This window comes from Sphingomonas larreae, from assembly GCF_051400595.1.
Classification (GTDB): domain Bacteria; phylum Pseudomonadota; class Alphaproteobacteria; order Sphingomonadales; family Sphingomonadaceae; genus Sphingomonas.
In genome coordinates this window covers 1,611,660-1,634,234 of the sequence record NZ_JBLFFI010000001.1, presented here as the reverse complement: position 1 = coordinate 1,634,234, position 22,575 = coordinate 1,611,660, and the positions used below count along the sequence as shown (strand labels likewise).

Annotated in this window: 22 protein-coding genes and 1 riboswitch; of the genes, 13 read left to right on the top strand and 9 right to left on the bottom strand. The window is 70.5% G+C overall.

The genetic code is table 11. The annotated features are described in order from the left end of the window. Positions 1–135 precede the first annotated feature (135 nt). The 5 genes from purH to ACMGDM_RS07460 all read left to right on the top strand — a co-directional run bounded on the left by purH (position 136) and on the right by ACMGDM_RS07460 (position 3,392). Entirely contained in the window at positions 136–1,707 is a 1,572-nt protein-coding gene (gene purH / locus ACMGDM_RS07480; RefSeq protein WP_436803460.1) for a bifunctional phosphoribosylaminoimidazolecarboxamide formyltransferase/IMP cyclohydrolase, read from the top strand. A gap of 128 nt (positions 1,708–1,835) precedes the next feature. Beyond that, positions 1,836–2,138, top strand: coding sequence for an alkylphosphonate utilization protein (locus tag ACMGDM_RS07475; protein WP_436803459.1), 303 nt, complete (start codon positions 1,836–1,838; stop codon positions 2,136–2,138). A 1-nt stretch (position 2,139) separates the two neighbouring features. Continuing rightward, positions 2,140–2,829 carry a uracil-DNA glycosylase gene (ung, locus tag ACMGDM_RS07470; RefSeq protein ID WP_436803458.1) on the top strand — a complete coding sequence of 230 codons (690 nt, stop codon included), beginning with the start codon at positions 2,140–2,142 and terminating at the stop codon, positions 2,827–2,829. A gap of 24 nt (positions 2,830–2,853) precedes the next feature. Next, positions 2,854–3,126, top strand: coding sequence for a type II toxin-antitoxin system Phd/YefM family antitoxin (locus tag ACMGDM_RS07465; protein ID WP_436803457.1), 273 nt, complete (start codon positions 2,854–2,856; stop codon positions 3,124–3,126). A 5-nt stretch (positions 3,127–3,131) separates the two neighbouring features. Then, complete coding sequence (locus ACMGDM_RS07460; protein ID WP_436803641.1) at positions 3,132–3,392, top strand: Txe/YoeB family addiction module toxin; 261 nt, start codon at positions 3,132–3,134, stop codon at positions 3,390–3,392. 40 nt (positions 3,393–3,432) lie between these two features. On the opposite strand, the gene thiC is transcribed toward ACMGDM_RS07460, so the two are convergent. The 3 genes from thiC to ACMGDM_RS07445 form a co-directional block, all read right to left on the bottom strand. After that, positions 3,433–5,292 (bottom strand): phosphomethylpyrimidine synthase ThiC, encoded by a 1,860-nt coding sequence (gene thiC, locus ACMGDM_RS07455; protein ID WP_436803456.1) that lies wholly within the window; start codon positions 5,290–5,292, stop codon positions 3,433–3,435. 38 nt (positions 5,293–5,330) lie between these two features. Then, a riboswitch (TPP riboswitch) is annotated at positions 5,331–5,441 on the bottom strand. Positions 5,442–5,543: 102 nt separating this feature from the next. Continuing rightward, positions 5,544–6,572 (bottom strand): ferritin-like domain-containing protein, encoded by a 1,029-nt coding sequence (locus ACMGDM_RS07450; RefSeq protein ID WP_436803455.1) that lies wholly within the window; start codon positions 6,570–6,572, stop codon positions 5,544–5,546. Positions 6,573–6,627: 55 nt separating this feature from the next. Then, entirely contained in the window at positions 6,628–7,647 is a 1,020-nt protein-coding gene (locus tag ACMGDM_RS07445; RefSeq protein ID WP_436803454.1) for a ferritin-like domain-containing protein, read from the bottom strand. A 132-nt stretch (positions 7,648–7,779) separates the two neighbouring features. Here ACMGDM_RS07445 and ACMGDM_RS07440 point away from each other — a divergent pair, with 132 nt between their 5' ends. The 3 genes from ACMGDM_RS07440 to ACMGDM_RS07430 all read left to right on the top strand — a co-directional run bounded on the left by ACMGDM_RS07440 (position 7,780) and on the right by ACMGDM_RS07430 (position 10,597). Then, positions 7,780–8,358: a sigma-70 family RNA polymerase sigma factor gene (locus ACMGDM_RS07440; RefSeq protein ID WP_436803453.1), complete on the top strand. Its 579-nt coding sequence runs from the start codon at positions 7,780–7,782 to the stop codon at positions 8,356–8,358. Then, the gene (locus ACMGDM_RS07435) at positions 8,348–9,058 is read left to right on the top strand and encodes an anti-sigma factor (RefSeq protein ID WP_436803452.1); all 711 of its coding nucleotides are present in this window, start codon (positions 8,348–8,350) and stop codon (positions 9,056–9,058) included. The genes ACMGDM_RS07440 and ACMGDM_RS07435 overlap by 11 nt, the downstream gene beginning before the upstream one ends. A 102-nt stretch (positions 9,059–9,160) precedes the next feature. After that, entirely contained in the window at positions 9,161–10,597 is a 1,437-nt protein-coding gene (locus tag ACMGDM_RS07430) for an NAD-dependent succinate-semialdehyde dehydrogenase (RefSeq protein ID WP_436803451.1), read from the top strand. Positions 10,598–11,019: 422 nt separating this feature from the next. Here ACMGDM_RS07430 and ACMGDM_RS07425 read toward each other — a convergent pair whose 3' ends face one another. From ACMGDM_RS07425 to ACMGDM_RS07415, 3 genes are all read right to left on the bottom strand, one after another. Continuing rightward, on the bottom strand, positions 11,020–11,904 hold the full coding sequence (locus ACMGDM_RS07425) for a MipA/OmpV family protein (RefSeq protein WP_436803450.1): 885 nt from the start codon (positions 11,902–11,904) through the stop codon (positions 11,020–11,022). 69 nt (positions 11,905–11,973) lie between these two features. Continuing rightward, on the bottom strand, positions 11,974–12,342 hold the full coding sequence (locus ACMGDM_RS07420) for a DUF2141 domain-containing protein (RefSeq protein ID WP_436803449.1): 369 nt from the start codon (positions 12,340–12,342) through the stop codon (positions 11,974–11,976). Next, entirely contained in the window at positions 12,269–13,135 is an 867-nt protein-coding gene (locus ACMGDM_RS07415; protein ID WP_436803448.1) for a sterol desaturase family protein, read from the bottom strand. The genes ACMGDM_RS07420 and ACMGDM_RS07415 overlap by 74 nt, the downstream gene beginning before the upstream one ends. 47 nt (positions 13,136–13,182) lie before the next feature. Here ACMGDM_RS07415 and ACMGDM_RS07410 point away from each other — a divergent pair, with 47 nt between their 5' ends. After that, positions 13,183–14,040 carry an inositol monophosphatase family protein gene (locus ACMGDM_RS07410; RefSeq protein ID WP_436803447.1) on the top strand — a complete coding sequence of 286 codons (858 nt, stop codon included), beginning with the start codon at positions 13,183–13,185 and terminating at the stop codon, positions 14,038–14,040. Between the two features lie 97 nt (positions 14,041–14,137). On the opposite strand, the gene rplT is transcribed toward ACMGDM_RS07410, so the two are convergent. After that, positions 14,138–14,503: a 50S ribosomal protein L20 gene (rplT, locus tag ACMGDM_RS07405; RefSeq protein WP_183922336.1), complete on the bottom strand. Its 366-nt coding sequence runs from the start codon at positions 14,501–14,503 to the stop codon at positions 14,138–14,140. Positions 14,504–14,523: 20 nt separating this feature from the next. Then, positions 14,524–14,727 carry a 50S ribosomal protein L35 gene (gene rpmI / locus ACMGDM_RS07400; protein ID WP_058755056.1) on the bottom strand — a complete coding sequence of 68 codons (204 nt, stop codon included), beginning with the start codon at positions 14,725–14,727 and terminating at the stop codon, positions 14,524–14,526. Between the two features lie 194 nt (positions 14,728–14,921). Here rpmI and ACMGDM_RS07395 point away from each other — a divergent pair, with 194 nt between their 5' ends. Beyond that, on the top strand, positions 14,922–17,081 hold the full coding sequence (locus tag ACMGDM_RS07395) for an AsmA family protein (protein ID WP_436803446.1): 2,160 nt from the start codon (positions 14,922–14,924) through the stop codon (positions 17,079–17,081). Between the two features lie 51 nt (positions 17,082–17,132). Here ACMGDM_RS07395 and ACMGDM_RS07390 read toward each other — a convergent pair whose 3' ends face one another. Beyond that, positions 17,133–17,804, bottom strand: coding sequence for an NADPH-dependent F420 reductase (locus ACMGDM_RS07390; RefSeq protein WP_436803445.1), 672 nt, complete (start codon positions 17,802–17,804; stop codon positions 17,133–17,135). 263 nt (positions 17,805–18,067) lie between these two features. Here ACMGDM_RS07390 and pheS point away from each other — a divergent pair, with 263 nt between their 5' ends. The 3 genes from pheS to ACMGDM_RS07375 are packed head-to-tail and all read left to right on the top strand — an operon-like array spanning position 18,068 to position 22,463. After that, positions 18,068–19,177: a phenylalanine--tRNA ligase subunit alpha gene (gene pheS, locus ACMGDM_RS07385; protein ID WP_436803444.1), complete on the top strand. Its 1,110-nt coding sequence runs from the start codon at positions 18,068–18,070 to the stop codon at positions 19,175–19,177. A gap of 27 nt (positions 19,178–19,204) precedes the next feature. Further along, positions 19,205–21,595 carry a phenylalanine--tRNA ligase subunit beta gene (gene pheT, locus ACMGDM_RS07380; RefSeq protein ID WP_436803443.1) on the top strand — a complete coding sequence of 797 codons (2,391 nt, stop codon included), beginning with the start codon at positions 19,205–19,207 and terminating at the stop codon, positions 21,593–21,595. Then, positions 21,588–22,463: an aldose 1-epimerase family protein gene (locus tag ACMGDM_RS07375; protein ID WP_436803442.1), complete on the top strand. Its 876-nt coding sequence runs from the start codon at positions 21,588–21,590 to the stop codon at positions 22,461–22,463. Before pheT ends, ACMGDM_RS07375 begins: the two co-directional genes overlap by 8 nt. The last annotated feature ends 112 nt before the right edge of the window (positions 22,464–22,575 follow it).

The following is a 22,575-nucleotide window of genomic DNA, read 5'->3' as shown; positions in this document are numbered from 1 at the left end:
CTCTCTCGACCGTGTAACCTCGCCTTGAACCGAGGCCCAGCGCCGCAAAGCGGTCGGAGGGAGGGAACGGTTGGGTGACCGCACACCGCCAGCAACCGCTTGAGCCACCGCGACCGTCCGCGTAAGCGCGCGCGCATGAGCATCATCCCGATCCGCCGCGCGCTCCTGTCCGTCTCCGACAAGAGCGGCATCGTCGACCTCGCCACCGCGCTTGCCGCCAAGGGCGTCGAGCTGGTCTCGACCGGAGGCACCGCCAAGGCGCTGCGCGACGCCGGGCTCGAGGTGCGCGACATCAGCGACCTCACCGGCTTCCCCGAGATGATGGACGGGCGTGTCAAGACGCTCCACCCCAAGGTGCACGGCGGGCTGCTCGCGGTTCGCGACGATGAAGCGCACGCCCAGTCGATGCGGGAGCATGACATCGGCGCGATCGATCTCGTCGTCGTCAACCTCTACCCGTTCGAGCAGACCGTCGCCAAGGGCGCGGGGCGCGACGAGGTGGTGGAGAATATCGACATCGGCGGCCCCTCGATGGTGCGCTCGGCGGCAAAGAACCACGCTTATGTCGCGATCGTCACCGATCCCGCCGATTACGCGCTGGTAGCGCGCGGCGAGACCGACCTGGCCGAGCGGAAGATGCTCGCCGCCAAGGCCTATGCGCTCACCGCGGGCTATGACGGCGCGATCGCGCGCTGGTTCGCCGGGACCGACCAGGGCGAGACCTTCCCCGCCACGCTGCCGCTGACGCTGCGCCGCGCCGGCGAGCCGCTGCGCTACGGCGAGAACCCGCACCAGCAGGCCGCCTTCTACGCGTCGCCCGACGGCGTCGCGGGCATCGGCCAGGCCCGGCAGGTGCAGGGCAAGGCGCTGAGCTACAACAATTACAACGACGCCGACGCGGCACTGGAGCTGGTCGCCGAGTTCCGCGAGGCGGCGCCGACCTGCGTCATCGTCAAGCACGCCAATCCGTGCGGCGTCGCCACCGCCGCGACGCTGGCCGAGGCCTATCAGGCCGCCTTCGCGTGCGACACGGTGAGCGCGTTTGGCGGCATCATCGCGGTCAATTGCGCGCTCGACCGCGCCACCGCCGAGGCGATCACCGGCATCTTCACCGAGGTGGTGGTCGCGCCCGACGCCGACGAGGACGCACTGGCGCTGTTCGCGGCGAAGAAGAGCCTGCGGCTGCTGCTCACCGGCGCTTTGCCCGACCCGCGCCGCGACGGGCTGACCGCCAAGTCGATCGCAGGGGGGTGGCTGGTCCAGTCGCGCGACGGCGGCGCGGTGGCACGCGCCGACCTGAAGGTCGTGACCAAGCGCCAGCCGAGCGAGCAGGAGCTCGCCGACTGCCTGTTCGCCTGGACGGTGGCCAAGCACGTCAAGTCCAACGCGATCGTGTACGCGAAGGATGGTGCCACCGCGGGCGTCGGCGCGGGGCAGATGAACCGGCTCGAGTCGGCGCGGATCGCGGCGTGGAAGGCGAAGGACGCCGCCGACAAGGCGGGCTGGGCCGAGCCGCGCACGATCGGCTCGGCGGTCGCGTCGGACGCCTTCTTCCCCTTCGCCGACGGGCTGCTGGCGGCGGTCGAGGCGGGCGCCACCGCGGTGATCCAGCCGGGCGGCTCGATCCGCGACGAGGAGGTGATCGCCGCCGCCGACGCCGCCGGGCTGGCGATGGTGTTCACCGGGATGCGCCACTTCCGCCACTGAGGCGCGCCGCGCGCGTGCTAGCGCGCCCGTGTTCCTGCGGATGCAGGAACCCAGTGTCACGGGGCGTGCCGCTTGTGGCTCTGGGGTCCTGCCTGCGCAGGAGCACCGAGGGGCAGAGGAACCGAGCAATGAGCGACGACGAGTACGTGTACGACGAGGAGAGCGGCGAGTGGGTCAGCGCCGCCGCGCTGGCGGAGAAGCAGGCCGCCGCGGCGACGGTGGAGGTGCGCGACTCAGTCGGCAATGTGCTGGCGGACGGCGATCAGGTGACGCTGATCAAGGACCTCGACGTCAAGGGCGCCGGCCAGACGCTCAAGCGCGGCACGTTGATCAAGTCGATCCGGCTGACCGGCGACGCGCAGGAGATCGACTGCAAGTTCGACGGCATCAAGGGACTGGTGCTGCGCGCCGAGTTCGTCCGCAAGCGCTGAGATGAGCTGGCCGCCGCGCCTCGACCCGAGCTGGGCGGCGCCGCTCGCCGCGGCGCTGGCCTGCCCGACGATGGCAGCGCTGCAGGCCTTCCTCCGCGACGAGGCCGCGGCGGGCAAGGCGATCTTCCCGCCCGCGGCGGCCCGCTTCCGCGCGCTGGAGCTGACGCCGCTGTCCGCGGTGCGCGTGGTGATCCTGGGGCAGGACCCGTATCACGGGCCGGGCCAAGCGCATGGCCTCGCCTTCTCGGTGCCGCCGGGGGTGAAGCCGCCGCCGAGCCTCGTCAACATCTACAAGGAGCTGGCGAGCGACCTCGGCGCCGCGCCGCCGCGCGACGGCTCGCTGGAGCATTGGGCGCAGCAGGGCGTGCTGCTGCTCAATACGGTGCTGTCGGTGGAGAATGGCCGGGCCGCCTCGCACCGCGCGCGCGGCTGGGAGGCGTTCACCGACGCGGTGATCCGCGTGGTCGCGGCGAAGGAGGAGCCGGTGGTGTTCCTGCTGTGGGGTGCGCACGCCCGAGCCAAGGTGGGGCTGGTGCGGGAGGGCGACGCGGCGGGGCGCCACCTGGTGCTGTGCGCGCCGCACCCCTCGCCGCTGTCGGCGTACAAGGGCTGGTTCGGCGCGCGACCGTTCAGCCAGGCGAACGCGTTCCTGGAGGCGAATGGGCGGGGGCGCATCGCCTGGTCCGCTTGAGCGCGCGTTGCAGCTTTGTACAGAATGTTGTACGCTGCGGGCATGGAAACACTAACCGTGTCCGAGACCCGCGCGAACCTGAAGGCCGTGCTCGACCGGGTCGTTGCCGACAAGGCGCCACTGCAGATCGTTCGCCCGGCCGGGGAAGGCGTGGTGCTGGTGGCGCAGAGCGAGTGGGAAGGCATGCAGGAGACGATGCACCTGCTCTCCTCTCCCGAAAATGCGAGGCGGCTGCTGGATGGAGTCGCTCGCTTCGCCGCAGGCGCGGGCGAGGAGCATGAGTTGATTCATCCTTGAAGATCGTGTTCGATCGCGACGCGTGGGTCGATTATATCGCTTGGCAGAACGAGGACACCGCGACGGCGCAGCGGATCAACGCGCTGGTCGAGGACGCGAGGCGCCATCCCTTCACAGGGGTCGGCAAGCCGGAGCCGCTGAAGCAGAGCCTCAGGGGCTGGTGGTCACGACGGATCAGCGGCGAGCACCGACTGGTCTACGGGGTGAGCGGTAGCGGTGCGACACAGGCGCTCGAGATTCTGAGCTGTCGCTACCACTACCGTTGAGACCTTGCCGTGGCCGGAGGAGGTCCGGCCGCAGATAGCATCAGTCGTGCTCGCGCCCGCCCGCGCCGATATACACCTCGCCACCCGTCTCCTTGAACCGCTCGCTCATCGCCGCCATCCCCGCCTCGGCGTCCTCCGCCGCGACGAAGCTCGCTACCGGCGCGTTCTGCTTGGCGGCGAAGTCCCGAACCTCCTGGGTGATCTTCATCGAGCAGAACTTCGGCCCGCACATCGAGCAGAAATGCGCGGTCTTCGCGCCCTCCGCGGGGAGCGTCTGGTCGTGGTACGACTCAGCTGTGTCGGGATCGAGCGACAGGTTGAACTGGTCGCGCCAGCGGAACTCGAAGCGCGCGCGAGAGAGTGCGTCGTCGCGCAGCTTGGCTGCCGGATGGCCCTTGGCGAGGTCCGCCGCATGCGCCGCCAGCTTGTAGGTCACCACGCCGACCTTGACGTCGTCGCGATCGGGCAGGCCGAGATGCTCCTTGGGCGTCACGTAGCAGAGCATCGCGGTGCCGTACCAGCCGATCATCGCCGCGCCGATTCCCGAGGTGATGTGATCATAGCCGGGCGCGATGTCGGTGGTGAGCGGCCCGAGCGTGTAGAACGGCGCCTCGCCGCAGGCCTCGAGCTGCTTGTCCATGTTCTGCTTGATCTTGTGCATCGGCACATGGCCGGGGCCCTCGATCATCACCTGCACGTCCTGTGCCCAGGCGCGCTTGGTCAGCTCGCCGAGCGTGTAGAGCTCGGCGAACTGCGCCTCGTCGTTGGCGTCGGCGATCGCGCCGGGGCGCAGGCCGTCGCCGAGCGAATAGGCGATGTCATACGCCTTCATGATCTCGGTGATCTCGTCGAACCGCTCGTACAGGAACGATTCCTTGTGATGCGCGAGGCACCATTTCGCCATGATCGAGCCGCCGCGCGAGACGATGCCGGTGACGCGCTTGGCCGTCATCGGGATGTACGGCAGCCGCACCCCGGCATGGATGGTGAAATAGTCGACGCCCTGCTCGGCCTGCTCGATCAGCGTGTCGCGGAAGATCTCCCAGGTCAGCTCCTCGGCCACGCCGCCGACCTTCTCCAGCGCCTGATAGATCGGCACGGTGCCGATCGGCACCGGCGAGTTGCGGATGATCCACTCGCGCGTGTCGTGGATGTTGCGCCCGGTGGAGAGGTCCATCACCGTGTCGGCGCCCCAGCGGATCGACCAGACGAGCTTGTCGACCTCGCTGGCGACGTTCGAGGCCACCGCGCTGTTGCCGATATTGGCGTTGATCTTGACCAGGAAGTTGCGTCCGATCGCCATCGGCTCGCTCTCGGGGTGGTTGATGTTCGAGGGGATGATCGCGCGCCCGCGCGCCACCTCGTCGCGGACGAACTCGGGGGTGACGTAATCGGGGATGGCGGCGCCGAAGCTCTCGCCGTCGCGGACGTACTCGGCGAGCATCTCGCGCCCGAGATTCTCGCGCGTGGCGACATATTCCATCTCGGGCGTGATGATGCCGCGGCGCGCATAGTGCATCTGGCTGACGTTGGCGCCGGCCTTGGCGCGCAGCGGGCGCTTGTTGACGTTGGGGAAGGGCTGCACCCCGCCGGAGCGGTCCGGCCCGAGCTGGCCATTGTCCTCGGGGCGGATTTCGCGCGCGTCATAGCGCTCGACGTCGCCGCGCGCCTCGATCCAGGCGGTGCGGCGCGCGGGCAGGCCCGCCATGATGTCGATCGTCGCGGCCGGATCGGTATAGGGGCCGGACGTGTCATAGACGTTGAGCGGCGGCTCACCGCAGCCGGGCTCGAGCTGGATCTGCCGCATCGCCACGCCGAGCGGGCCGACATGGATCTTGCGCGAGCCGCGGATCGGGCCGGTGGTGACACCGATCTCGGTGCGGGCGGGGACGTCGGCCATGCGTCTTCTCCTCATGCTCGCGGGGGAAGACGGTGGTCCGGGGACGCCGCTCCACTCCCTACGCCGGTGTCAACCGGATCAGGTTCGGCGGGTCGAGGGCTGCAACCCTCCTCTCAACCGCAGCATCGGCGGTCCCCCGGGGAAGCCACCATCATAGCCGGATCGCGCGGACAAGCAAAGGGCCGCGTCCGGCTGGCGGACGCGGCCCTCGTTCGCTCGCTCCTGCTCCGCGACGAGCGGAGCCGGTCGGGTCAGGCGGTGGCAGCCGAGGTGCGCAGCGCCTCGATCGAATTGTTGGTGCCCGCCGGGAAGAACCCGCCGCCGACCCCTGCGGTGGTGCGCAGATAGGCGATGTTGTGCACCTGTGCCGACGAACGACTGTACGCGATCGCGTTGGAGTCGGCGGGCACCAGGTCCGTGACGGTGAGCGCGCCGTTCGAATCGGCGGTCGCGAGCGGCCCGTCGCGCGTGCCGCTGCCGTCGAGCAGGTCGCGCGCGGCGGACAGCTTGTTGGCCTTGGCGCGCGCGTCCAGCCCGAGGTTGAACAATTCGGTGCGGATCAGGCCGGCGTGATAGGCCTCGGCCGCGAGGATACCCGCCGCCGCCTCGAGATAGGTCGCGCTGGTGATCAGCGGCGACGCGCCCTTGTAGGCGGTCACCCCGAGATCCTCGAACAGGAAGGCGCCGAGGAGGAAGTCCTCGTCCGTGCCGTAGGGGTCGAAGGTGTCGTTCTGCCCGATCACCCCGGCGGCGCGCGCCGCCGCGGTGAACGCGCCCGTCGCCCCGCCATCGATGTTGATCGCCGGCTGGTTGATCACCAACGTCGAGCCCGCCGCGGTGAGCACCGCGCGCAGTGCGTTGACATGCGCGATCTCGTCGCCCGCGATCTCGCGCGCGTAGGAGGCGAGTACCGGATCCGCGAAGGTCTTCTGCCGGCCGCCGGTGACGTCGCCGCGCTTGCCGACCGACCCCGTCACGCTCGTCTCCGGCAGGCGCCGGCCGAACACCGCGATCGAGTAGAATTGCGCCTCGAGATACTCGAGATTGAGTGCGAGCTGGAGGATGCCAACGTCGGTCGACACGCCGCTCGCGGTCGGCGAGGGCGTGGGCGACGGCGTCGGAGTCGGCGTGTCGTCGTCGTCGTCGTTGCCGCAGGCGGACAACAGCGCGAGCCCGCCGACCGCGGCCGTGCCGGCGCCGGCGAGCTTGAGGAAGCGGCGGCGCTCGGCGCGTCGCGCATTGGCGAGCTCGAGCGCGGCGAAAACGGAGTCCTTGATCATGGTGTCGATCCCTTTGTCGGGGCGATGACGTGAAAGCGAACGGGGGCGGGATGCCTCAGGCCGACGCCGCGCTCGTCTTGATGTTGCCGTTGACCCCCGCGGGGAAGAAGCCGCCGCTGCTCACCGCCGCGCCGTTGAGATAGACGATGTTGAGCGTCTGCCCGGCGGAGCGGCTGAAGGCGATGCCGTTCTCGTTCAGCGGCGCGATGTTCGACACGGTGCCGTCGGCCGTAGTCGTCGAGGCGATGCCTTGGTCGTCCACGGGGGCGATGCCGCGCACCGCATCCGCGGTGGGGTTACCATCGACCGTGTCGCGCACCTTCGAGATGGCGGTGGTCGCCTCGATCAGCTGGAGCGAGGGCGTCTGCAATCCTTTGCGATACAGCACCGAGCGGATGATCGCGGCGTGATAGGCCTCCACCGCAAGGATGCCGGCCGCCGCCTCGACGAAGACCTTGTTGCTGATCAGCGGCGCCGCACCCTTGTAGGCGGTGACCCCGACGTCCTCGAAAATATAGGCGGCGAGCAGGAAGTTCTCGTCCGACGCATAGGGGTCGAAGCTCACCCCGGCGCCGACCAGCCCGGCCGCGCGCGCGGCGGTGCTGAACGCGCCGGTGGGCGACGTGCCGAGATCGATCGCGGGCTGCGCGATGCGGGTCACGTCGCTGAACTGGCTGCGCAGAAAGCGGACATGCGCGAGTTCGTCGGCTGCGATCTGGCGCGCATATTGCGCGACGAGCGGATCCTTGAACGACACCGCGCGGCCGCCGGTCGCGGCGCCGGCGGTGCCGACGTTGCCGCTGGTATCCGCCGCCGCCAGGGCCGCCCCGGTGGCGGCGAACGAGTAGAAATTGGCCTCGAGATATTCGAGGTTGAGCGCGAAGTTGAGGACATCGGCCTCGGTGAAGACCGGCGTAGGCGTCGGGCTGGGGGTGGTCTGCGCCTGCGCCGAAGCAGCGAGGGCGGTCGCCCCCAGTGCCGCGGCACCAGCGAACTGGGCGAACAACTCACGGCGTGATTCGCGGCGGCGCACGCGCCCCTCGAGCGTCTCCATCAACGGCTCATGATCCGGCATGACAGGCCCTTTCCTAGTTGTCCCGACGCCCTTTGCTTGCCACACTTACTAACCGACATCAGGTCTCGGCAGATACGGCGAAGCGGTGCGAAGGATGCTGCGAGTGGCGGATTATTTCAGTGCTGCCAAGCCGTGAGCGCGGCGGCGACCGAGGCGGATGCCCGGCGCGCCGAGCTGGTGCGCGTGCTGTTGGCGGTGGCGGTGGAGGATCGCGTCGCCTTCCAGCGGCTGTATCGCCTCACGTCGGCGAAGCTGTTCGGCATCTGCCTGCGTATCTGCGGGGAGCGACAGGCAGCGGAGGACGTGTTGCAGGACGTCTACGTCCAGGTGTGGCGTCGCGCCGGCGGCTATGAACCCGGGCGGGCGAGCCCGATCACCTGGCTGGCGACGATCGCGCGCCATCGCGCCATCGACTGGCGCCGCCGCCAGCGCCCGCACGCCCCGCTCGCCGACGCGACCGGCGCCGCCGAGCCCGTCGACACCAGCCCGCACGCGGACGTCGCGTTGCTCGCGGACGAGGAACGCGCTCGCCTGGTGGACTGCCTCGATGCGCTTGAACAGCGGCCGCGCGCGGCGGTGCGTACCGCCTTCTTCGACGGCGTCACTTATGCCGAGCTGGCGACGCGCGAGGGCGTCCCGCTCGCGACGATGAAGAGCCTGATCCGCCGCGCCCTGCTGCGGCTGCGCGCATGCCTGTCCGATGACGCCTGACGATCGCGCCCTCGCCGCCGAGCTGGCGCTCGGCGTACTCGACGGCGCGGAGCTGACCGCGGCGCGGGCCCGGCTGGCGAGCGACCGCGACTTCGCCGGGGAAGTGGCGCGCTGGGACGCGTGGCTGGCCCCGCTCGCGCACCATTATGCCGACGTGGCGCCGCGCGCCGAGCTGGAGCGGCGCGTGCTCGACGCGATCGAGCCACACCACAGGACGCAGTCGCCGCAATGGCGTCACTGGGGCGCGCTTGCGCTCGCCGGGATGGCCGCCGCGATCCTGGCGCTGGTGCTCGCCCCGACGCGCGTGCCGCCCCCCACGGCCTTGCCGCCGCGGGCCGCACCGGCGATTGCGCCGCCGCTGCTCGCCGCATTGGCGGTGCCCGCGGGTGCGGAGGCGCCCGGGCGCGGCGCGCTCGCCGCCGCGGTCGACCCCGTCAGAGCGGTGATCAGCGTCTCGGCGGTGGCGGTGCCGCCGTCCCGGAGCGCGCAATTGTGGGCGATCCCCGCCGGGGGCGCGGCGCCGGTGCCGCTCGGGTTGCTCGCCGCGGGAAGCGCGAGTCGGGTCACCGCGCCGGCGCGGGCGCGGCCGCTGCTGGTGCCGGGCACGACGCTGGCGGTGTCGATCGAACCGGGGGGCGGATCGCCCACCGGCGCGCCGACCGGGCCGGTGGTGGCGGCTGGCGCGCTGGCGGCGGGGTGAGCCGGCGGCCGGATCGGTTGCGGCTTCGGACGGGCGCGACGACCTGACCCGGCGGCGGCGCGGCGCTATAGAGCGGGCAACGCTGACCCGGACGGACGCCCTATGACCGATACCCGCTACGATATCCCGCTCGGCCTCTATCTCGCGGGCGAGTGGATCACCGCCGGGCGCGACACGCAGGCGGTGCTCAACCCCGCCGACGGCCAGGTCATTGGCCATGTTCCGCTCGCGACCGCGGCCGATCTCGACCGCGCGCTGGAGGCGGCGGAGCGCGGCTTCCGCGCGTGGCGCAACACCGCGCCGCAGGAGCGCGCCGCGGTGCTGTCACGCACCGCCGCGCTGGTGCGCGAGCGCGCCGACACGCTCGCGCGGCTCGCCACGCTGGAGGAGGGCAAGCCCTTTGCCGAGGCCAAAGGCGAGGTGCTGGCCACCGCGGCTCTGCTCGACTTCCATGCCGGCGAGGCGGTGCGGATCTACGGCCGCGTGCTGCCGCGCCCGAGCGGCACGCGCTCGCTGGTGCTGCACCAGCCGGTCGGCCCGGTCGCGGCCTTCTGCGCGTGGAACTTCCCGGTGATGAATCCGGTGCGCAAGCTGTCGCCGGCGATCGCGGCAGGCTGCTCGGTCATCCTCAAGCCGAGCGAGGAGACGCCCGGCGCGGCTGTAGCGATCCTGCGCTGCTTCCAGGACGCGGGGCTGCCGGGCGATGTCGCGCAGCTCGTCTTCGGCGTGCCCGATGCGGTGTCGCGCCACCTGCTCGCCTCGCCGGTGACGCGCAAGCTGAGCTTCACCGGCTCGGTGCCGGTCGGCAAGCACCTGCTCAAGCTCGCCGCGGACACGGTAATGAAGAGCACGATGGAGCTGGGCGGGCACGGCCCGGTGCTGGTGTTCGACGATTGCGACCTGGAGCGCACGCTCGACACGCTGGTGCAGCACAAGTTCCGCAACGCCGGCCAGGTCTGCGTGGCGCCGACGCGCTTCCACGTCCAGCAGGGCATTTACGAGCGATTCGCGCAGGGGTTCGCCGCGCGCACCAGCGCGCTCAAGCTCGGCAATGGACTCGATGCGGGCACGCAGATGGGGCCGATGGCCAATCCGCGCCGGCCGGAAGCGATCGCCGGGCTGGTCGAACAGGCGGTAGGCGCAGGCGCGCGGCTGCTCACCGGCGGCGCGCGCCGCTCGGGCGACGGCTTCTTCTTCACGCCTACCGTGCTCGCCGACGTGCCGCTGTCGAGCAGTGCGATGAACGAGGAGCCGTTCGGTCCGGTCGCGCTGATCGGCCAGTTCGCCACACCCGACGAGGCGATCGCCGAGGCAAACCGCCTCCCCTACGGCCTCGGCGCCTATTGCTTCACGGAGAATGGCCGGCTGCAGAACCGCCTCGGTGACGAGATCGAAGCAGGCATGGTCGCGATCAACCAGGTTCGGTTGAGCTGGGGCGACGCGCCGTTCGGCGGCGTCAAGGACAGCGGATTCGGCTCGGAGGACGGGCCGGAGGGGATCGCGGCGCATCTCGTCACGAAGGCGGTGCATATTGCTTGAGCCCGGGAGCGTCCCGCCCGTCTGCCGTCACCCCGGCCCTGACCCGAATTCCATGGCGCCGCGTACGACCAGGCCGTTGCTCGTGCGGCCCGCTCGATCCGGACTCAAAAGCCCGTGCGGTGATGAGCCGTGTGGCTCATGAGGTCATCTCTCCGTCATCCCGGCCTTGAGCGGATCCATGTTGCCGCGAGCACAACGATAGCGGTGTGCGCGGCACGATGGATCCCGGGTCGAGCCCGGAATGACGGAGGGGGAGCCGTCACGGCCAGGCGCCTTGGCAACGTGAAGGCTTTGGCGTCCGGACCCATGAATCCCGGCTCAAGACTGGGGTGACGTTGTGTGAGCGCGCGCAGGTGAGCGCGGGCTCCCTCGTGCGGGCGGCGGGACGCCAGCCTCTACCTCGGCAGCGCGCTACCCGCCCCTCAGAAGGTGTAGCCGATCCCGAGCGCCGCGAGCCACTGGTTGCGCGAACCCGCCACCGAGACCACCGGCGAGTCGCCGAAGTCGTTGAGCATGCGCTTGTAGGTAACGCCGCCGATGGCCTTCCAGCCGCGCAGCAGGTTGCCGGTCAGCGAATAGGTGCCGGCAATGCCGACGGTATAATGCTTCCACCCGCCGCGGGTGCGGAACTGCGGCAAGCCGCTCGCGACCGACTGCGTCGCGTCGACGTCGAAGTAGGTCCGGGCGAAGCCGCGCTCGGCGCGCTCGGCCGAGGCGAACAGCCCCACTCCCGCCTTGAGGCTGAGCGGCGTGAAGTAGTTGACCGACGGGCTCAGGATGCCGCTCTTGTGCACGCCGCTGACATCGTAGCGATAGCTCAGCGACGCGGAGAGCTTGTCATAGGGGCTGGTCAGCACGCCGGTCTTGCCGAGCCCGACATAGCCGCCGAGTTCCACCGCGGTATCGCGCTCGCCCAGCGCACGAACCCGCGCGTCGTCGATCGAGCTGTTGTTGCTGCGGTTGAAGTTGACCACGCCGATCGGGCCGGCCTGGACGTCCCAGCTCGGCCCGCTCGGGTTGGGGATCAGGTCGACCGAAGCGCGGTTGCCCAGCACGGTGAACGAGAAGTTGTGGAACGATCCGATCGCCGCCGGCCCGGGCACCAGGCGATAGTCGTTCGAGCCTTCGTAATCGGGCAGATACGCGCCCGCCACTGCGACGGTGACCGTGTCGCCCACCAGCCCCGGGTCGGGCGTCGGGCTGGGCTCGGCCGGTACGCTCTGCGTCTGTGCCGCGACCGGCGGTGCGACGATCAGCCCACCGCCGGCGAGCGCGCCGGCGAGGACCGCGTGAGATAGGACGCGCAAAGTAAGACCCCTGATATGCTGGTGCTGCGCGCGTAACTGACCGGGATCAAAATAGCTCCGCGCGGATCGTCACAGAATGTAACGCATCCGTACCTGTTGCGCTTCTGCATCACTCGCCACCGTGAAGCGCGCCGCCGCAAAGCGCGGCGGGCCGAAGCGGATTGCGGGATTGTTCGAGAAGCCAAAGCCCTCCTTGGGGATGCCCGCGAAGGTATCGAGCTTGGCGTTGTTGTTCTCGTCGTGGATCACCGCCACCGCATAATCGCCGTGCGGCAGCGCGGCGAAGCGCAGGCTGTGCTGGTCGGCGGGGATCGAGCGCATCACCGCGTCGCGATCGCCGACGCACTTGGGGAAATTGGCGGGATCAGCGGTGAGGCACACCCGGATCATGCCCTTGGCCGAGCGCAGCTGCGCGATCGACACGTCGAGCGAGCCCACCGGCGCCGCGCTCACCAGCGGTGTCGCCACCAAGGCCGCGAGCAGCGCGCGCGCGCGCCTGCTGGTGCGAACGCGTGAAATCACCGAGCCCGTCGTCCGTCCCGCAGAGACGGTCCCAGAAGCGGAAGTATAGCCCATAATTGCACCCGTATCGTTCGTGATGCCGCTGGTGATGGCTGGCGGTGATGAGCCAGCCGCCGAGGCGCCCACCCCACAGAAACTTGGGGAACATTTCCCAGCCCATGTGGTTGGTCACCCCCATAACGGTCATGATCGTCAACACCAGACCGAGCGCGCCGACGTGAATCGGAATCACGAAGACCAGTAGCGGAATGGCAACAGCCCCGGTCACCGCCTCGATCGGGTGAAAGGCCATCGCCGCCCAGGCGGTCGGCGGACGGCTGGCGTGATGCACCGCATGCGCCAGCGTGAACACGCGCGGCCGGTGCATCCAGCGATGCGTCCAGTAGAACCAGGTGTCGTGCGCGACGAGGTACAGCAGCACCGAGACGGGCAGGTACCAGAGTGGATAGGCGTGGACATCCTGGTAGACTCGCGTCCAGCCGTGCGCCTGCCAGCCCCATGTCACCACCCCGGCGGGCACGCCGTAGATCGCGGCGGAGGCGAGGCTCCACCCGATCTCGCGGCGAATCTGCGGGTCGAGCCCGGCATAGAGGTCGCGATGGCGCCACCGCGTCGCCAGCGCGAAGCCGCCGCTGGCGAGCAGGTAGCGCACCCCGACGATCAACGTCATCGTCAGGGCGGACAAGGAGATAGCCACGAGCGCGTCCATGACCGCGGCTTCTAGCCTAGCGTCGTCGCGCGCGATAGGCAGGGCGCATGCCCGTCCGCCCCGATGACATCGCGCTCGCCCACCGCCTCGCCGACGCCGCCGGCGCGGTGATCCGGCCCTACTTCCGCCAGCCCGCCGGCGTCGAGCTCAAGGCCGACCGCTCGCCCGTCACCCGCGCCGATCGCGAGGCGGAGGAGGCGATGCGCCGTCTGCTCGACGCCGAGCGCTCGGGCGACGGCATCGTCGGCGAGGAACATGGCGTGAAGGAGGGTGTCACCGGTCGGCAATGGGTGCTCGATCCGATCGACGGCACGCGTAGCTTCACCGCCGGGCGCGCGATCTTCGGCACGCTGATCGCGCTGGTGGAAGACGGCTGGCCGGTGCTCGGCATCATCGACCAGCCGGTGCAGCGCGAGCGCTGGCTCGGTGTCACCGGCCATCCGACGTTGCTCAACGGCGCGCCCGCGCGCACCCGCGCCTGCCCCGCGCTGGAGGGCGCGATCGTCGCCACCACCAGCCCGCACCTCTTCGCCGAGGGCGACGTGCCGCACTATATGGCGCTGGTCGCGGCGGCGAGCGGCGGCGCACCGCGGCAGGGGCCGGTCTACGGCGGGGATTGCTACAATTACGGGCTGCTCGCGAGCGGGCACCTCGACATCGTGTGCGAATCGGGGCTGCAGCTCTACGATTTCGCCGCGCTGGTGCCGGTGGTGGAGGGTGCGGGCGGGCGGATGTGCGACTGGAACGGCGACCCGCTGACCAGCGCCAGCGCGGGTCACGTGCTCGCGATCGGCGATCCCGCGCGCACCGACGACGTGCTCGAGGCGCTCCACGACGCGCTCGATCATGACGAGGGGCACGACCATGGCCATGGCCATGATCACGGGCACGCACCTCCCGCATGACGCGGGGCTGATCGCCGGACCGTCACCTCCTCCAGATTCAAGAAGGGCGCCGGTGTCACCACCGGCGCCCCTCATGCGCTGCGCTGGATAGCGAGGCTTACGCCGCCTGCGGCAGCGCGGCCTTCGCCTGGGCGATGATCGCGGTGAAGGCGGCGCCCTCGTTCATCGCAATATCGGCCAGCACCTTGCGGTCCAGCTCGACGCCGGCGAGCTTCAGCCCGTGCATGAACTGGCTGTAGGTCAGGCCCTCGGCGCGGACGCCGGCGTTGATGCGCTGGATCCACAGGCCGCGGAAGGTCCGCTTCTTCACCTTGCGGTCGCGATAGGCGTACTGGCCAGCCTTCTCGACCGCCTGCCGCGCGACGCGGATGGTGTTCTTGCGACGGCCGCGATAGCCCTTCGCCTGTTCCAGGATGTTCTTGTGCTTGGCGCGAGTGGTTACGCCCCGCTTGACGCGTGCCATATGCTATTCCTCCTCGTCGCTCAGTTCAGGCCGTACGGCGCCCAAGCCTTCACCGTCGCGGTGTCGGCCTTCGACAGCACCGTGGTGCCGCGGTTCTGGCGGATGTACTTGGCGTTGTGGCTGATGAGGCGGTGGCGCTTGCCGGCGACGCCGTGCTTGATCTTGCCGGTGGCGGTGAGCTTGAAGCGCTTCTTGACGCCGCTCTTGGTCTTGAGCTTGGGCATTTTCATCCTTTCTGCTGGAGCGTTCGGCTGAAACGGCCGCGGCAGCCCTGGATGGCCGGGCCGTTCGTCACCGCCGATCGCTCGGAGAAGCGCGCGCCTTAGCCGCGCATCCCGTGAAAAGCAACCGCCCGCATCTGGGACGGTCGGGCGCCGGCCCCGCGGAACCGCGCCGCCTGTCGCGCGATTGGACCGCCATGGCAACGATCCCGCCCGATACGGTCGCCACGCCCGCCTCCGCCGCGGCGTCGACCGGCTCGGCTGCGCCGCCCCTGCCCCCCTTCCCACCGTCTCCGCCGCCTGCAGGATCCGCGCGGCGCGGCTGGCGGATCGCGCGCAACGTCGCGCTCGCCCTCGTTGCGCTCCTGCTCGCGATCTGGCTGGTGCTGTTCATCACCAAAGGCCGCTTCCTCAAGCGTCCGTTCGAGCAGGTCGTGGGCAAGCTCACGCACCGCGCGGTGACCGTCGGCGGCGACTTCCAGCTCTACTTCGCGCCCTTCAGGATCAAATTCTATGCCGAGCGACTCGCCATCGCCAATCCCGGCTGGGCGACCCGCCCCGACCTCTTCGCCGCCGAGCGGATCGATGCGCGCATCGCGCCGCTCTCGCTGCTGTTCGGCCGGCGCCGGCTCTACTGGCTCGACCTGACCAACGGCGCGGTGGATCTGGAATGGGACGCGGCGCACACGCGCAACACCTGGACGTTCAGCGAGGACAAGGGCTCGGGCAAGCCGCTCGAGCTGCCGCGGATCGATCGCGCCACCGTGGTGGGCACGCGGGTGCGCTACCTCGACCCGCGCATGCGGCTGCTCGCCGATCTCGACGTCGGCACGATCCGCTCGACCGAGGCGCGCATCGGCCAGGCGGTGGGGCTCACCGGCAAGGGCCAGCTGCGCGAGACTCCGTTCACGCTCGCCGCGCGGCTGCTCTCGCCCGACGCCACCGTGGCGCGCGGGCGCAACGCGCTGGTGGCGCGCGCGCGCGCCGCGGGCAACACGGTGGATGTCGCGGGCACGCTGCCGAGCCTCGCCGAGTTCGAGAACGTGCCGCTCGCGGTCCGCGCCACCGGGCGCAACCTCGCGACGCTGCTCGACATCATCGGCGTGGTGATCCCGAACACGCGCACCTATCGGTTGCGCGCGCAGCTGGTGCAGAGCGGGAACCGCTATCGTTTCACCCGGATGAGCGGCACCTTCGGCGACAGCGACGTGGCCGGGCGGCTGACGATCACCAACGCGGCGCGGCTCCACCTCGACTCGGAGCTGACCACGCGCCGGCTCGATATCGTCGATGCCGCTCCCTTTATCGGCTACAACCCCGACATCGTCGCCAAGCAGGGCACCGTGGCCGCCGCAGCGGCGACCGGTGCGGCGCCCGCGCGGATCCTGCCCGATGCCGCGCTGCCGGTGGCGACGATGCAGCGCTTCGACGCCGATCTGCGATGGCATATCGGCGTGGTGCGCTCGCGCCGGGTGCCGATCTCCGACATCGACATGGTGCTCGATCTCGAGCGCGGCCGGCTCGCGCTGTCGCCGCTCACCTTCGCGATGGCACGCGGCAATGTCGCCGCCGACGCGATCTTCGACACGCGGCAGCGGCCCAGCGCGGTCAGCTACGACATCCGGCTCGCGCCGACACCGATGGGACGGCTGCTCGCGGGCTATGGCGTCGCCGAATCGGGGACGTCGGGAACGATCCGCGGTCGCATCCAGCTCGCCGGTCGCGGCGACACGATCCACGATTCACTGGCCAGCGCGCGCGGCCGCATCGCCTTTGTGATGCCCGCGGGTACCTTGTGGACGCGCAACGTCGAGCTCGCCGAGATCGATCTGGGCACGTTCACCCAGAAGATGTTCCAGCAGGAACTCAAGGAGCCCGTCGCGATCAACTGCGGACTGATCGCCTTCACCGTGCGCGACGGCGTGGCGGCGACGGACCCGGTGCTGATCGATACCAAGCACAACGTGATCCTCGGGCGCGGCGGGTTCAGCTTCAAGACCGAGGCGATCGACCTTGCGATCCGTGCCGATTCGAAGAAGTTCAGCCTGTTCTCGGGGCAGTCCCCGGTCGGACTCGGCGGCTATTTCGCTCAGCCGCAGCTCAACGTGATCTCGCCGCAGCTGGTGGCGCGCGCGGGCGCCGGTCTCGGGCTGGCGGTGGTGGCGACGCCGGTGGCGGCGCTGCTCGCCTTCGTCGATCCCGGCGACGCCAAGGCGGCACAGTGCGGCCCGGTGCTTGCCGGCAAGACCGCGGCGGCGCAGCGTGACGAGAAGGGCCGCCCGCGCACCGATGTCGGCGACGGCACGCCGAACAAGGCCGAGGCACCGAAGCGGAAGAAGTTCCTGGGGATCTTCTGACGTGCCGGAGAAGACGTCGCCGGACCGGTGCGGCGGCACCGTGACGCCGACCTAATCTCCGAGCACGAGTTTTCGTACGTGCTCCTCGGGCAGGTCCACCTCGCGCTCGGCCGCATCGAGGGCCGCCACCAAGCCGGCGCGGTCGAGCGGGATGCAATAAGCCGGCTTAAGCCGCTCGAACCGCCAGCTTTCGGCGAGCGGACCGGCATCCACCGCGGCATAGCCGAGCGAGGTATGCAGCGCTGCCACCTGCGCGCAGGCGCCGGGATCGTCCCCCGCGATCGGCAGCGCACGCCGCGCGCCACCAACCACCACGGGGGCGGCGCGCAGGTCGCGTGCGAGGATCGCGTTGAATCCCTTCACCACCGTCGCGCCCGCGAAATGGCGCGCGACCATCTCGCTGGTCGTCGTCTCGCGGCGATCGAGCGCGGCGATGCGCCCGTCACGGTCGGGATAGTAATTGTTGGCGTCGATCAGCAGTCCGCGCCCAGGCAGCGTGGGCGCGAGCGCGAACACCGCGGTGAACGGCACCGCAAGCACCACCATCTCCCCGAGGGCGGGCACGTCCGCGGCCCAGCCGGTGGCGCAGCCGATCGCATCGGCGAGGTCGCGCAGCGTCTCGGGCGCGCGCGAATTCGCGAGCGTCACGTCATGCCCGGCCAGCACCGCGCGCCGCGCCAGCGCTTGCCCCAGCGCACCCGCCCCGATGATCCCGACCCGCATCCTTGTCCTCGTCCGCCGACCCAATTGCCTTATAGGCGGATCGATGCGCGGGAGGGGCGGCGCGCCGCATCCCCGGCGCTTCGGCCGCCATCCCGCAGCAATTGGCGTCGTGGAGGATTGATCCGAGGTTTCCCCTCCCGCTATCGCGGGGTGCGGCTCGGCTGGTCGGGGCGCTGGACGCGGCCGGGGCGGCGATCCGGCGCGCGAACGACCGAGCGGCGATCGGCCGCGCCTGCGGACACGACGACGAACGGAACCTACGCATGACCGACACCGACGCGCTCCAGACCCACCTGCTCGCCGCCATCGACGCGGCCGCGGGGCTCGACGCGCTCGAGGCGGTGCGCGTGGACGCGCTCGGCAAGCAGGGCCGCGTCACCGCTTTGCTCAAGACGCTGGGCGCGATGTCGCCCGAGGAGCGCCAGGCGCGCGGCCCCGCGATCCACCAGCTGCGCGAGTCGGTCACCGCCGCGATCGCCGCACGCAAGGCGGTGCTGGAGCAGGTCGCGCTCGACGAGCAGCTCGCCAGCGAGGCGCTCGACATGACGCTGCCGGTCGACCTGCCGGCGGGCGGCACGGTCCACCCGGTCAGCCAGGTGATGGACGAGTTGGCCGAGATCTTCGCCGACCTCGGCTTCGCGGTCGCCACCGGGCCCGAGATCGAGGACGACTGGCACAATTTCGGCGCGCTCAACATCCCCGATACCCACCCCGCGCGCGCGATGCAGGACACCTTTTACGTCGCGCAAGCTGAGGGCGCCGAGGCCGCGCCGCTGGTACTGCGCACGCATACTTCGCCGGTGCAGATCCGCACCATGGTCGACGTCGCGCGCCGCCAGAACGGTGCGGGCGCGCCGATCCGCATCATCGCGCCCGGCCGGGTGTATCGCTCCGACTGGGACGCGACGCACACGCCGATGTTTCACCAGGTCGAGGGGCTGGTGATCGACAAGGGCATCACGCTCGGCCATCTCAAATGGACGCTCGAGACCTTCCTCAGGGCCTTCTTCGAGCGCGACGACGTCGTGCTGCGACTGCGGCCGAGCTATTTTCCCTTCACCGAACCCTCCGCCGAGGTCGACGTCGGCTTCTCGGTCGAGAAGGGCAAGCGCGCGATCGGCGGCGACGAGGGCTGGATGGAGGTGCTCGGCAGCGGCATGGTCCACCCGCGCGTGATCGCCAATTGCGGGCTCGACCCGAACGAATGGCAAGGTTTCGCCTTCGGCTGCGGGATCGATCGGCTGGCGATGCTGAAATACGGCATCGACGACCTGCGCCCGATGTTCGAGGCCGACACGCGCTGGCTGCACCATTACGGCTTCGCCGCGCTCGACGTGCCCACCCTGTCGGGCGGCGTCGGCACCCCCGCCTGATTTTCCTTCAGCTTTCGAGACACACCGATGAAATTCACGCTCTCCTGGCTCAAGGATCATCTCGACACGAGCGCGGAGCTCGATGCGATCGTCGCCGCGCTCACCCGCGTCGGGCTCGAGGTGGAAGGGGTCGAGAACCCGGCCGCGCGGCTGCGCGGCTTCCGCGTCGCGCGCGTCCTCACCGCCGCGCCGCACCCGCAGGCGGACAAGCTCCAGGTGCTCACGGTCGAGGCCGGTCCCGAGGTCAACGGCGGCGCGCCGCTCCAGGTGGTGTGCGGCGCGCCCAACGCGCGCGCCGGACTGGTCGGCGTGTTCGGCACCGCGGGCGCGACCGTCCCCGCCAACGGCATGGTGCTGCGCGTCGCCGCGATCCGCGGGGTCGAGTCGAACGGCATGATGTGCTCGTCGCGCGAGCTCGAGCTCGGCGACGACCATAACGGCATCATCGAGCTGCCCGCCGACGCGCCGGTCGGCGCCACCTTCGCGGATTATGCCGGGTTGGACGACGCGGTGATCGACGTCTCCGTCACGCCCAACCGCCCCGACTGCATGGGCGTGCGCGGCATCGCGCGCGACCTCGCCGCGGCAGGGCTCGGCACGCTCGTGCCGCTGGCCGTGCCACAGCTGCCCGGCGAGGGCGCCGGCCCGGACGTGCGGATCGAGGATCCCGCGGGCTGCCCCGCCTTCTACGCACAAGCGGTCTCTGGTCTCGCCAACAGCGAGTCGCCCGAGTGGATGCGGCGTCGCCTCCGTGCGATCGGGCAGAAGCCGATCTCGACCTTGGTCGACATCACCAACTACCTGACGGTCGATCTCGGCCGCCCGCTGCACGTCTATGATCGCGCTACTTTGTCGGGCGGTCTCGTGGCGCGCCAGGCACGCGAGGGCGAGAGCGTCACGGCACTGAACGGCAGAACCTACACGCTCGCCGCGGGCATGACCGTGATCGCCGACGATGTCGCGGTACACGACATTGGCGGCATCATGGGCGGCGCGCACTCGGGCGTGTCGGCGGCAACCACCGACGTCATTATCGAGTGCGCCTATTTCGCGCCGGACGCGATCGCGCGCACCGGTCAGGCGCTCGCGCTGACCAGCGACGCGCGCCAGCGGTTCGAGCGTGGCGTCGACCCGGCGTTCCTCGACGATGGTCTCGCCATCGCCACCTTCCTCGTTCAGAAATATTGCGGCGGCACCGCGAGCACGGTCACGCGCGCGGGCGAGCCGCCGGTGGCGATGCCCCGTTATGCGTACGACCCGGCGCGCGCCGCGACGCTCGGCGGCCTCGACGTGCCCGCCGAGCGCCAGCGTGCGATCCTCAAGTCGCTCGGCTTCACCGTCTCGCCCGAGTGGCAGGTCACCCCGCCGACCTGGCGCCCCGACGTCGACGGCACCGCCGACCTGGTCGAGGAGGTGATCCGCGTCGAGGGGCTCGACCGCGTCGAGTCGGTCGCGCTGCCGCGCCTCGCCGGGGTCGCGCGTCCGACCGCTACCGCCGAGCAGAAGATCGAGCGCCGCGTCCGCCGCGCCGCTGCGGCGCGCGGGCTCGACGAAGCGGTGACATGGAGCTTCGTCGCGGAGCGCCACGCCGCGGTGTTCGGCGGTGGCGCCTGGACGCTCGCCAACCCGATCAGCGAGGAGCTCAAGGTGATGCGGCCGTCGCTGCTGCCCGGGCTGCTCGCCGCGGCCGAGCGCAACCTGCGCCAGGGCAGCGACAGCGTGCGCTTGTTCGAGCTGGGCCGGCGCTACCTCGCCAAGGACGGCGTGCCGCACGAGCGCGCCACGCTCGGCATCGTGCTGGCCGGAGACCGCCGCGCGCGCGGCTGGCGCGAGGGGAAGGCCGCCGGGTTCGACGCCTATGACGCCAAGGCGGAGGCGCTCGCGCTGCTCGCCGCGGCGGGAGCACCGGTCGACAATCTCCAGGTGATGGGCGAGGCGGGCGACGCCTTCCACCCCGGCCGCTCGGGGACGCTGCGGCTCGGCCCCAAGACGGTGCTGGCGGCGTTCGGCGCAGTCCATCCCGCGGTGCTGCGCGCCTTTGATCTCTCCGGCCCGGTCGCCGCGGTCGAGCTGTACCTCGACTCGCTGCCGGCGAAGCGCGGCGCGGGCTTCATGCGCCCGGCCTATGCGCCCCCCGCGCTTCAGCCGGTGCGGCGCGACTTCGCCTTTCTCGCTCCCGCCACGCTCGCCGCCGAGGCGCTGACGCGCGCGGCGAAGGGGGCCGACAAGGCCGCGGTGGTGCGCGCGCGCGTGTTCGACGTGTTCACCGGCACCGGCGTGCCCGAGGGGCAGAAGTCGGTCGCGCTGGAGGTGGTGCTCCAGCCCGCCGACAAAAGTTTCACCGATGCCGAGCTCAAGGCGATCGCCGACAAGGTGGTCGCCGCGGCGGGCAAATTGGGAGCAACCCTGCGTGGCTGAGTGGATCCGACTGTCGAACGGAATGCTGGGCGCGGCGATCGACCCGCATGGCGCGCAGCTCTCGTCGCTCACCGACGCCGAGGGGCGCGAGCTGATGACCGACGCCGACCCGCGCTTCTGGACCGGGCGCGCGCCGATCCTCTTCCCGGTGGTGGGCGCGCCTTTCGGCGAGACGATCCGCGTCGACGGCGTCGACTATCCGATGCGCAAGCACGGCTTCGCGCGGCGCAGCGACTTCGCGGTGATCGAGGCGACGCCGACGCGCGCGGTGTTCGCGCTGACCGACGACGCCGCGACCCGCGCGCAATACCCCTTCGCCTTCCGGCTCGAGCTAGCCTACACGCTCGACGGCGCGACGCTGGCGATCGAGGCGACGGTCGCCAATCCCGCGAACGTGCCGCTGCCGGCGAGCTTCGGCTTCCACCCCGCCTTCGCCTGGCCGCTCCCCTATGGCCAAAAGCGCGGCGACCACCGCATCGTCTTCGCCGTGGACGAGCCGGCGCGGCTGCGCAGCATTGCCGCGGACGGCACGATCGCGGCGGCGACGGTCGCCTCTTCGCTCGACGGGCGCGTGCTGCGGCTCGACGACGCGCTGTTCGCACATGACGCGTTGGTGTGGGACGAGCTGGTGTCGCAGTCGGTGCGCTACGGCGCGGCCGAAGGTCCGCAGCTGGAGATCGCTTTCCCGGACACGCCCAAGCTGGGGATCTGGACCAAGCCGGGCGCGGCGTTCGTGTGCGTCGAGCCGTGGCACGGCATCGCCGATCCCGAGGGCTATAGCGGCGAGTATCGCGACAAGCCGGGCGTGTTCGAGGTGGCGCCCGGGGGCGAGAAGCGCATCACGATGAGCGTAACGCTGGTGGGGTGAGCGGGGGCGCTCTCCCCCTCTACTAGCGTCTTCCTGAACTTGTTTCAGGATCTACCGTGCCGCGTGATCAGCGGCGGCGGTTCGCACGGTGAAGTGAATCCTGAAACGAGTT